The organism is Parageobacillus sp. KH3-4 (assembly GCF_022846435.1).
Lineage (GTDB): Bacteria > Bacillota > Bacilli > Bacillales > Anoxybacillaceae > Parageobacillus > Parageobacillus thermoglucosidasius_A.
In genome coordinates this window covers 191,481-203,044 of the sequence record NZ_AP025627.1, presented here as the reverse complement: position 1 = coordinate 203,044, position 11,564 = coordinate 191,481, and the positions used below count along the sequence as shown (strand labels likewise).

Annotated in this window: 5 protein-coding genes; all 5 read right to left on the bottom strand. The window is 44.9% G+C overall.

What is annotated here, in order from left to right; translation table 11 throughout:
* Window positions 1-315 precede the first annotated feature (315 nt).
* Genes MWM02_RS01090 through dhbC form a run of 5 tightly spaced genes read right to left on the bottom strand, consistent with a single transcriptional unit; the run spans window position 316 to window position 11,547 of the window.
* Window positions 316-522, bottom strand: coding sequence for an MbtH family protein (locus MWM02_RS01090; RefSeq protein ID WP_064552328.1), 207 nt, complete (start codon window positions 520-522; stop codon window positions 316-318).
* On the bottom strand, window positions 519-7,706 hold the full coding sequence (locus MWM02_RS01085; protein WP_244402746.1) for an amino acid adenylation domain-containing protein: 7,188 nt from the start codon (window positions 7,704-7,706) through the stop codon (window positions 519-521). The genes MWM02_RS01090 and MWM02_RS01085 overlap by 4 nt, the downstream gene beginning before the upstream one ends.
* Window positions 7,707-7,720: 14 nt before the next feature.
* Window positions 7,721-8,641, bottom strand: coding sequence for an isochorismatase (locus MWM02_RS01080; RefSeq protein ID WP_064552330.1), 921 nt, complete (start codon window positions 8,639-8,641; stop codon window positions 7,721-7,723).
* Between the two features lie 21 nt (window positions 8,642-8,662).
* Entirely contained in the window at window positions 8,663-10,288 is a 1,626-nt protein-coding gene (locus MWM02_RS01075; protein WP_064552331.1) for a (2,3-dihydroxybenzoyl)adenylate synthase, read from the bottom strand.
* A 17-nt stretch (window positions 10,289-10,305) separates the two neighbouring features.
* Window positions 10,306-11,547 carry an isochorismate synthase DhbC gene (gene dhbC / locus MWM02_RS01070; RefSeq protein ID WP_064552332.1) on the bottom strand — a complete coding sequence of 414 codons (1,242 nt, stop codon included), beginning with the start codon at window positions 11,545-11,547 and terminating at the stop codon, window positions 10,306-10,308.
* Window positions 11,548-11,564 lie beyond the last annotated feature (17 nt).

Below are 11,564 nucleotides of genomic sequence, written 5' to 3'. Positions count from 1 at the left end.
ATAAATACTCGTGTCACATGAAAATAAAAGAGAGTTAAGCAGGCGTTCATGCAACCTCTGGCAAAGAGGCTCCATTTCATTCCTGCCCAACCCTTTATATCCAACCTTCTTATGACCGTTCTACATTGTTTAGACTATTTTTCACAAATGTTTTTAAGAGGGGGGCAGCTATAAAAATTGCCTCTGCTCCCCCTCTTCATTTTGTAAAAACTATTACTTTTTACACTTCCCATTGAATACACTTGAAGTCTCTTTATCGTTTGAAGTGCCATTTCACTCCTGAATAATTATTTTTTGCTTCGACTGTAATAGATCCTATCTTTTTATCTTTTTCAGACTATTAGGTTTCATATCTGTCCAATGAGAGTTCACATACTCTAGGCATGCTGAACGTGTATTTTCAGCAAAAGCGATATTCCAGCCGGACGGAATCGCGATAGAGGCCGGCCAGAGGGAATACTGGCCTTCATCATTGATTAATACAAGATAGGTGCCGTCTTTATTTTCAAAAGGATTGGTCATTTTGTACCTCTCCCTCCATTTATTGAAATTAAATTACTTTTTTCTTTTAATTTATCAGCAAGTATACGCCCGATTTCAGCTAACGGGCCAGGCTGGCACATATCTTTATGGCGGCAATGGATATCATACTGGATAATCTTTCCATCGATATATGGCAACCATGCTTCTGGCTCGATCGGATCAAACCATTCAGGTATGATGGTCGATTTAAAGAATAGGAGATCTCCCTTGTAGCGCCGCGGCACATATTCGCTTAAGATACGGACTGAATTTACATACGTATCCTTTAGATTTAATATCGTAGACTCTTCTAAACTAGCTAATGCACTCCCATCGCGCCGCAGCATATCAATCGTGTTTTCAAGATTGAGCGGTTTTCCATCCATGTTGTCTGGATCATAACCACCTAAAGCGAGCAACGCGATTAACGCTTCTTGCTCATCAGGCACTTTTGCAATAGGTAAGAAGTGGCTAGGGTATGCATCTAACATCACTAGAAGCGCAACCTCTTCTCCTTGTTGTTGAAGCTGTGTCGCCATGGCATGGGCGACATTTCCTCCCAGAGACCATCCCAACAAATAGTAAGACCCCTCTGGCTGAACCGTTTTCATTTGGTTAATATAATCGGCAGCCATTTCGTCTAACGTTTTCGGCAATTTCTCCGCTTTTGCTATACCGCGCGCCTGCAATCCATAAATCGGATAGTCTGTCCCGATTGATCTTATTAACCCTGCATAGCACCAGCTAAGCCCTCCCGCTGGATGTACACAAAATAAAGGAGGTTGGTTTCCAGAAGTTCTAAGGGGCAGCAAGATATCTAATGCACTTTGGCTGCTGCCCATTTCAAGTTTCTCAGCAAGACCAGCGACGGTAGGCGCTTCAAATAAATCTCCGATGCTCAACTCAACTCCAAATGTTTCACGAATACGTCTCATTAATTGAACAGCTAAAAGGGAGTGGCCTCCCAGTTCAAAGAATCCGTCATCAATACCTACACGCGGTAAACGGAGAACCTCCATAAACAGATCGCATAACATCTCTTCTTGAGGAGTTCTCGGTCCTCTATTGGCAATCTCTATAGTCACATCAGGGGCAGGCAGTGCTTTGCGATCAAGCTTGCCATTAGGAGTTAATGGCAGAGCCTCTATCATCACGAAAGCAGACGGTATCATATAATCCGGTAAGCTAGCAGCTACATATCGCCTTAGTTCGACGGACTCTAGAGAAACCCCCTTCGCAGGTACAACGTATGCGACAAGACGTTTATCACCCGGCTGATCTTCACGTACCACAACGGCAACTTGTGCAATATCAGGATGCTTAGCTAAAACAGCTTCAATTTCACCCAGTTCAATGCGGTATCCACGGATTTTCACTTGATGATCTGCTCGCCCAATATAATCTAATGTTCCGTCGGCACGCCATTTCGCTAAATCACCTGTGCGATACATTCTTGAACCCGGTAAGCCAAACGGATTAGCGACAAAGCGCTCCGCAGTCAAATCAGGCCTTCCTAAATAGCCGCGCGCCAATCCCGCTCCTGCCACATATATCTCTCCGATGACTCCCGGCAGAACCGGCTGCAGATTTGCATCTAATACATAAACCTCTAAATCAGGAATGTTTCGGCCTATTAAGCTGTTCCCTTTTACAGAAATGATATTTTTATTCAATTCCATGTAGCTGACATGAACGGTCGTTTCAGTAATGCCATACATATTGATAAGCTTTGGCATATCATCGGCATGCCGTTCGTACCAATCTTCCAAACGGCTAATCTCTAATGCTTCTCCTCCAAATATGATAAAGCGCAATGAAAGTTGTCTAGACAGTTCGATATTTTCTCTGTCAGCCTGCATAAGCTGATAAAAAGCGGATGGTGTTTGGTTGAGAACAGTCACTCTTTGTTCAACAAGCAATTGTAGAAATTCCTTTGGCGAACGGCTGACATTATGCGGAACAACAACCAGACGTCCTCCATACAAGAATGGCCCCCAAATCTCCCAAACAGAAAAATCAAACGCATAAGAGTGGAACAGCGTCCAAACATCATCTGACGTAAATTGAAACCAATGTTCAGTCGATTTGAACAGGCGGACCACATTTTGATGCGGAATCATCACGCCTTTTGGCCTGCCAGTTGAGCCTGAAGTGTAGATGATATAGGCTGTATGATACGGCGACAACGCTTCGATCCGGTTCGAATCATCTGGATTTGTTTCCGCATATGTTCCTAACACATCGGCTACATGAGCCTCATCAATAATAAGATGCTCAGCACCGCCAGCATGAGGAAGTTTTGAAGCCATTTCCTTATTTGTAATGACGTACATTGGCTGCGCATCTTCCATCATATAAGCGATACGGTCTTCTGGATAATCCGGATCTAAAGGTAAGTAAGTTCCTCCTGCTTTAAGCACAGCCAATATTCCTATGATCATTTCCAACGAACGCGGCAACGCTAGTGCCACCACTTTTTCTGGCCCGACTCCCTTCTCAATCAGGAAATGGGCGAGCTGGTTCGCTCTCTTGTTTAATTCAGCATAGCTCAGTTCTTGACCTTCAAAAGAGACCGCAATAGCATTAGGGTTTCTTTGAACTTGTCTTTCGAATAATGCTGGCAAGCATTCTTCAGACACAGAGCGGGCGTGATGATTCGTTTTCTCTAAGAGTTTCTTGAGTTCTTCCGGTAAAAGTATATCGATTTGGCCAATAGGACGATCAGGATTCATAACCACTTCCTTAAGCAGCTGACATAATCGCTTTGCAAACACTTCGACCGTAGTATGTTCGAATAAATCGCGGCTGTACTCGAATAAACCAATCAGTCCATCCGGAGATCCGTCTTCTGCACGGTGTTCACGAAGTTCAAGAGTTAGATCGAATTTAGCCGAACCGACGCTGCGAATTTCTAACTTACTTTCAAGACCATGTAATTCTAGTTTCGGTTCAGGTGTATTTTGAAATACAAACATCACTTGGAATAACGGGTGCTTGGCTCGAGATCTCACCGGATTAAGAACTTCCACCAGACGTTCAAACGGAAGATCTTGATTTTCGTAGGCAGATAGGTTCACTTCTCTGACTCTGCCAAGAAGTTCTCGGAAACTTGGATTACCTGATGTATCCATGCGAAGCACTAACGTATTAATGAATAATCCTACTAGATTCTCCAATGAATCGTCGTTTCTTCCAGCGATCGGGCTGCCGATTGGAATATCCGTTCCTGCTCCTAATCGAGTGAGGAGAGCAGCAAACCCGGCCTGAAGCACCATAAATAGGCTCGCTTTATTTTCACGAGCGAGATCCAGCAGACGCTTGTGAAGTTCCGCATCAATGCGAAAATCGACGATGCCTCCTTCATAGCTGGGCTCGGCAGGACGTGGGTAGTCTGTAGGCAGCTCCAGTTCCTCTGGCAAGTCAGCTAACGTTTTCTTCCAGTAATCGAGCTGTTTCGCTATTAAACTCGTAGGATTGTTCTCATCTCCTAAAAGTTCTTGCTGCCAAAGAGCATAATCAGCATATTTTACTGGTAAAGGAGGCCACTCTACTTTTTGATTATGGCAATGCGCGTTATAAGCTGCAGCTATGTCACGAGTTAATGGTGTTAGCGACCATCCATCGATAATCATATGATGCATTAAAAGCAGCAATACTTGTTTATTTGGACCAAGTACGAACAGCTGGGCGCGAATCGCTGGCTCTGCAGCTAAATCGAAACGGTAGCGTACCGCAGCATCTAATTCATCAGATAACTGGCTTTCGTTGATTTCTTTTACCATTAATTTAGGCCGTACTTGATGAGGTTCTAAGACAACCTGTCTTGACATCCCCGAACTTTCAGGGAAAATGGTCCGCAATGGTTCATGGCGCTCAATGACATCGTATAAAGCATTTTGCAGTGCATGATAATTGAGCTTTCCTGTTAAATGCACAACGACTGGTATGTTATAAGTAGGGCTTGGCCCTTCAAGTTGGTAAAGGAACCATAGACGACGTTGTACAAATGAAAGAGGAATATCCTCTTTGTGGACATATGTTTTGACAGGCGGCTTGATATTTTCTGCATCCTCAAAATGCTTAACAAGACTAGCAACAGTAGGCGATTCAAATAGTTTGCCAATCGTAAGCTCCACGCCTAACACATCTCGGATGCGGCTAATGAGACGGGCAGCAAGCAACGAATGTCCTCCCAATTCAAAGAAATTATCATCAATTCCAACTCCGGGCAGTTCCAACACCTCAGCAAAAAGTTCGCATAAAATTTCCTCCTGAGGAGTTCTAGGTTTACGTCCTTTCACCGTCATCGTAAAATCAGGGGCCGGCAATGCATTGCGATCAATCTTGCCGTTCGGAGTTAACGGAAATTCGTTAAGCACCATAAATGCGGACGGAACCATATAATCAGGCAATCTCTCGCTGACATAGCGGCGCAGCTCTGCAAGATCAAGGGCGTCTTTGCTTTGCTCACGAGGAATGACATAAGCAACCAACCGCTGATCCCCTGGCTGATCTTCACGAGCCACTACTAACGCCTGCTCTACAAGATCATATTGTGACAATACCGTCTCAATTTCACCTATCTCGATGCGAAAACCGCGCAGCTTGATTTGATGGTCGACGCGACCTATATAATCTAAAGAACCATCCATACGCCAGCGAACAAGATCTCCTGTCCGGTACATACGGCTTCCCGGTGGCCCATACGGATTGGCAACAAAACGCTCTGCTGTCAAATCTGGCCGTCTTAAATACCCTCGCGCAAGCCCTGTGCCTGCAATATATAACTCTCCGACCACTCCCGGCGGAACTGGCTGAAGTTGATCATCCAATACATACACTTGGGTATTCCAAATCGGACGGCCAATAGAAGGTGTCCGGGCATCGTCAGGATGAAGTGTCGACATCGTCGACCATATCGTTGTTTCTGTTGGTCCATACAAATTCGTAATCTCGCAATCTAGACTATGCAATGCCGATGCAAGACTGCTTGAGAGCGCCTCTCCCCCCACCAGCACTCGAAGTCCAGCGATGCAATCAGGATGATGGGTGACAAGCATATGCCAAAGCGTCGGCGTCGCCTGCATCATCGTAATTTCTTCATCGGAGATCACAGCTGCCAACGCTTGCGGATCATGAATCGTTTCCTTCTTCGCAACCACCAAACTCGCTCCGCTGATTAACGGAAGGAAAATTTCTAATGCAGAAATATCAAAAGCAATCGTTGTAACCGCGAGCAAACGGTCATGCTCCTTCAACGCAAATTTCTCCCGCATCGCTAATAAAAAGTTATTTAGACTATGGAATGGCACCACAACGCCTTTTGGCTTGCCCGTCGATCCTGACGTATAGATGACATAAGCTGGATGAAGCGGTGATTGCGTTTTAGAAACATTTGCATCAGGATAATTTTTGATTACCCTCTCTGTTTCTGGATGATCTAGTATAATCGTAGAACGAGAAGGAACATGCGGTAGTTTCGACTGCACAGACGAACTTGTTACAATGCAGACAGGCTTTGTATCTTCAAGCATAAAAGCAACTCGTTCTTCTGGATAATCGAGATCTAGAGGGAGATAGGCCGCTCCTGTTTTCAGCACCGCCAGCATGGCGATAACCATCTCTGCGGAGCGCGGAAGAGCTAAAGCGACGTATTGCTCCGGCCCCACTCCATATTCCATTAGGAAATGGGCAAGACGGTTTGCTTGCTTATTTAGTTCAGTATAACTAAGCGCCTGATCCTCACAAATTACAGCGATTGCTTCCGGAGTCTTTTCCACTTGTTTTTCAAAAATTTGTAAAAAATTTTCTTCCGGATGAGGATGTGCCGTTTCATTCCATTTCTCTAAAACTTGATAACGTTCTTCTTCAAGAAGAAGATCGATCTTTCCGATCAGCGCGTCTTCTTTCATCGACTCCATTGTTTCAAGCAATTTTAAAAAGCGAGCTTGATGAGTCGCAAGCTCATCCATGCTATAAATTTCCGGGTTAGCATCAAAATCAATTCTTAACCCGTTTCCGTCTGTTCTGTCGTATACATTAATAGCAAGATCGTCAATCGGCCCAGCGGCCAGATTGTGTGTAATGCCTTGATGACCGCCAAAATAAAGGGCATAATCAAATGGCATAATATTCACTTGCGGGCCAAATAATCGCTGATTTTCACCTAGCAGCTTAAGATCACGGCGCAGCTGCTCATGCCGATATTTTTGATGTTGCCTTACTTCTTGAATTTCTTGTCTAACTTGGCTTAATAACTCCGAAATCCTCATATCAGCATGCAAATGCAAACGGAGCGGCACAATATTCATGACCATTGCAGGCACATTCAAGGCTGAAGACCCTAAGCGGTTCATCATCGGCAAACCGAGAATGACATCATTTGCCCCTGTTAGCCGATGAATGTAAAGCGCCGCAGCGGCAATGAAAACTTCATGCCAACTCGCTTTCAAATGCCGGGCTGATTGTTTAAAACGTTCTGTACTAGATGGAGACATATACGCCGTCTTCCGAATAAACGTGTTGGACGTCCGAACTGCCCGATCAGAAAGACTAACCACCTCTGGCTGATCACGAAAACGCTCCATCCAAAACTCGCGGTCACGCTCATACTGTTTTGATGTACGGTAAGCTTGGTCTTCTTCGATCACTTGATGGAGCGAAGCGAATTTCTCATCGTCCATCGGCGCATGGTTCACCAATGCCGTATAGACTTTGGCCACTTTTTGCGCAATAAGCGAGAAGCCAAAACCATCAATGGCAATATGATGAATGCGCTGATACCAGAAAAACCGATTATCGGAAAGTTTAAATAAAGCCTCGGTAAAGAGCGGATCGCGTGTTAAATCAACCGGCTTGGATAAATCCTTCTTCATCCAAAGCATCGCTTCTTCTTGCGGATTTTCCGTTGCGCTCACATCCACAAAATAGAAAGGAAAATCCGGCGAAGGATCAATCGTTTGCCATGGCCCGTTCTCATCTTCACCAAATCGGGCATGCAATGATTCTGCTTCAACTAAGACTTGTCGCAGCGCCTTTTCAAAGAGAGCCGGATCAACCGGCCCATTAATCTCTATATATTCTCCGGTGTTATAGATGGGATTTTCAGGATCCAACTGTTGGGCAAACCAAATGCCTGCTTGTGCCCCAGATAAAGGCATGCGTATATCTTGGCGGTTGGACATGGATCTGGCCTCCTTTATTGCGAGTCTTGAGCAGATAGTACCTTTTCCGCTTGAGAAGACAACAAGTTCCACCAATCAAAGAGAGTAGGACGTGCAGCAAGGGACGCAAATGTAATCTCCGCTCCCGCTCTTCTCCATTTTTCAACTAAACTCATCATGCGAATGGAGTCCAATCCCCTGTTTACCAAATTCTCATGATCGGAAAGATCCGCTGGAGACTCTTGAATAAGCTCCGCTACTTGATTACGTACATCATGCAAACTCATTGGCAATGTGTTTTGGCAGTACGAAACATGTTCTTTTTTTAATGCTTCAATTAGATTTTGCGTGGACGTAACGAATGCACAACGGCTGGCCGCATAATTGAGAGCCATTTTATGATGCTCTAACGAAAAATCAGCGACAGCATCCGCAACAAAAAACACTTGTATATCCTGCATAAAGGCATCACTAGCGGTTAATAAGCATCCGATATGCGCATAAACACCGCAAATAATCAACTGATCTCGCCCATGTCCTTTTAATATTTCTAAAAGATTGGTTTTTTTGAATGCGCTGTATCTCCACTTTGTAAGAACGATATCCTTGGCATCAGGTGCTAATTCATCTATAATCCCCTTTTGATAAGGATCATCAGCGATTCCATTTCCCCAAAAATCCTGAAGCAATCCACGCTGTTCCAGCGTTTGTCCACCCGGTTGCGCAGAGTAAATGACAGGAATACCCATTTCTTTGCATACCTTTTTTAGCTGTTGAATATTCCCCACAAGTTCGACGAAAGGCGACGCATTAGGGATAAAAGCGTCAAGAAAATAATTTTGCATATCGTGAATAAGCAGTGCCGCACGTTTAGGATCGGGTGTCCACGATACTTTGTTTTTTGGCAGATCTGATGAAACAGGCATTGGATAAGCTGGAATAGCAGGGATAGCCATCTAAACACTTCCTTTCAATAGTTATTCTGTTGTTTTTCCAGCAGATTGCAGCTTTTCCGCAATGATTTGCCGCAATGCCCTCTTGTTAATCTTTCCTACTGCTGTCTTTGGAAATGAATCAACGAATTCGATGCGATCAGGTATTTTAAAACTTGCCACTCCACGTTCTCGCAAGAACGATTTCAGCTCAGCTGCTTCCAAGGAGTGATCACGCGGAATGATAAAAGCGCATGATCGTTCACCAAGGAATTCATCCGGCATCGAAACGACAGCCGCATCACGTACTGAAGGATGTGCTAAAAGATAATTTTCCACTTCCTCAGCCGCAATTTTTTCACCGCCTCGGTTAATCTGATCTTTCACACGCCCTTCGACAACCAAGTAGCCGGATGGAGTCATTCTTACCAAGTCTCCCGTCCGGTAAAAGCCATCCGAAGTAAAAGCTCTCGCATTATGCGCTTCCGCTTTGTAGTATCCGCGAATTGTATAAGGCCCTCTCGTTAACAGTTCGCCAACTTGGCCAGGCTCCACCTCTTTATCCTCTTCATCTACTATGCGGATTTCATCATATTTAGACATTGGCTTTCCTTGGGTATTTATAATCACTTCTTCAGGATCATCCAATCTCGTATAGTTGACTAATCCCTCAGCCATGCCATATACCTGCTGCAAGGTGCAACCAAAAACTGGTTTTACTCTTTTAGCTACTTCTGCGCTGAATTTCGCCCCGCCGACTTGCAAGACTTGAAGGCTGGATAAATCATACTTGCGAGAAGATGCTGCGTCTAACCATATCCAAACAAGCGGTGGCACGAGCGCAGTAATAGTGACTTTCTCTTGCTGAATAAGCGGAAACGCCTCGTCTGGACTAGGGCTGTCTGCAAGGACCACTTTTCCGCCGGCATATAACGTTCCCAGAACACCTGGTGAACTAAGCGGATAGTTATGGGCAATGGGAAGAACCGCAAGATAAATACTATCCTGATTAAGTTGGCAAATTTCCGCGCTAACTCGGAGACTGTAGATATAATCATCGTGAGTTCGCGGAATCATTTTTGGCAACCCCGTGCTTCCTCCTGACAGCTGAAAGAAAGCAACATCGCTTGAGTGAACGGCCGGAAGTTGGATAGGATCTATAAACAAATTTTCTAATGATTCAAACTCTCCCGCTTCTCCAATCACGATGACATGCTTTAAGGTTGGAACAGCAGCCTTTACCTGTTTGGCAAGGGAGCGGAAGTCAAATCCCGCATGCTGGTCTGGAATAATATAAGCTACCGCTTCACTGAATTCACAAAAATAACTGATTTCACTATATCGATGTGAAGGTAAGGCAAAGACAGGCAGCGCCCCCAAACGGAAGAGAGCAAAGCATACTTCAAAAAACTCAATTTGATTCGGCAATTGAATGACAACGCGATCCTTTGGCCGAATCCCCAATCGGTGGAGTCCTGAGGCAAGTTGATCCGCTCTTCTATCAAGCTCTTTATAGCTGATTTGCCTTTTTCTGGAAGTAACCGCAATGCGATCACCGTACTTTAACGCCCTCTCCCGTAGCATGTCACCAAAAGTCTCACCTGCCCAGCAGCCTTCCTTCCGGTAAAATTCTGCAAACTCCTCTGGCCATGTAGGGCATCCGCTTAACATAACCTTTCCCCCCAAATTTATTTAAAGATGTCGTTGTTCAACCCCATAGCTAGCAGCATCGTACGAAACTTAGCTGATGTTTCTGCTAATTCTTCCTCTGGTGTTGACCCTTCCACAATGCCAGCCCCTGCAAAAAGGCGAAGAGAATAGTCTTCCACTTCTGCACAACGAATTGTAACAATCCATTCTCCATCCCCTTCACTGTCGCACCAGCCAACCATTCCCGTAAAAAAGCCGCGTTCAAATGGCTCGATTTCTTGTATCGCTTTTTTCGCCAATGGCGTTGGCGTCCCGCAAACAGCTGGAGTTGGATGAAGAGCAAACGCCAGTTCAAGCGAAGTAATGGAAGGTGAAGATAGCTCTCCACTTACCACTGTTGATAGATGCCACATCGTTTCCGTATGAATAAGTGAGGGCTCTTCAGGGACATTCAATGTCTTGCAAAACGGTCTGAGCGCATTCGCTACTGCTTCGATGACTACAGCATGCTCATGGCGATTTTTCGCTGAAGAAAGAAGAGCATTAGCGCGACGTCGATCCTCTTCAGGATCTTCACTGCGGGGGGCTGAACCTGCAAGCGGATTCGCTATCACTTGCAGGCCCGATTTCGAAACGAGCAGCTCTGGACTTGCTCCCAGCAAAGTTCTGTTTTTCTTTGTTCCTGAATCTTTGTTCGCTTCACGATCCAGACGCTCCGGCAACGCTGCAGCAAATGTATAGCCATTTGGATTATGTACCGCCAATTTACGAAGCAGGTGAGGAATGTCTACCTTTTCTGACGAAGTCAAATGAAGAGATCTTGATAAAACGACTTTACGAAGGTCACCCGCTTTTATTCTTCTTAATCCTTGTTCCACTGCATTTTCATATTCCTGTGGCGACGGAACAGGGTTCACTTCATATTCATTGGTCACACTTTGTTCGATTTGGCTATTCAATTGGCCAAACGGCAATGGACCTGACCATTTCACCTCTGAAGGCACAATAAGCTGGGCTGGATACATATGGTCAAATGGTATGGCGCCAACAACAATCGGATTGTCGCTGATTCCACGCTGTTTCGCATCCTGTAAGACCGTTTTTACATGATCCAGTATTTGCATTCGCTTGTGCTCATAGCCTTCAGTCGGCACTGTTGCAAAAATTCCTTGAGCTAAAAGAGTTTTACGTGGAGAGGCCAAGAAAAAGGATGTTCCCTCTTTGTATTCAGCAAGAAGCTGTTCAGCTGTAACATGATGGATTGTTTTTGTTTTCATCATAATTGTTACCTCCATGG

Coding starts and splice junctions, on each gene's coding strand:
- MWM02_RS01090 (WP_064552328.1), bottom strand. CDS start 522: ATGACCAATCCTTTTGAAAATAAAGACGGCACCTATCTTGTATTAATC.
- MWM02_RS01085 (WP_244402746.1), bottom strand. CDS start 7,706: ATGTCCAACCGCCAAGATATACGCATGCCTTTATCTGGGGCACAAGCA.
- MWM02_RS01080 (WP_064552330.1), bottom strand. CDS start 8,641: ATGGCTATCCCTGCTATTCCAGCTTATCCAATGCCTGTTTCATCAGAT.
- MWM02_RS01075 (WP_064552331.1), bottom strand. CDS start 10,288: ATGTTAAGCGGATGCCCTACATGGCCAGAGGAGTTTGCAGAATTTTAC.
- dhbC (WP_064552332.1), bottom strand. CDS start 11,547: ATGATGAAAACAAAAACAATCCATCATGTTACAGCTGAACAGCTTCTT.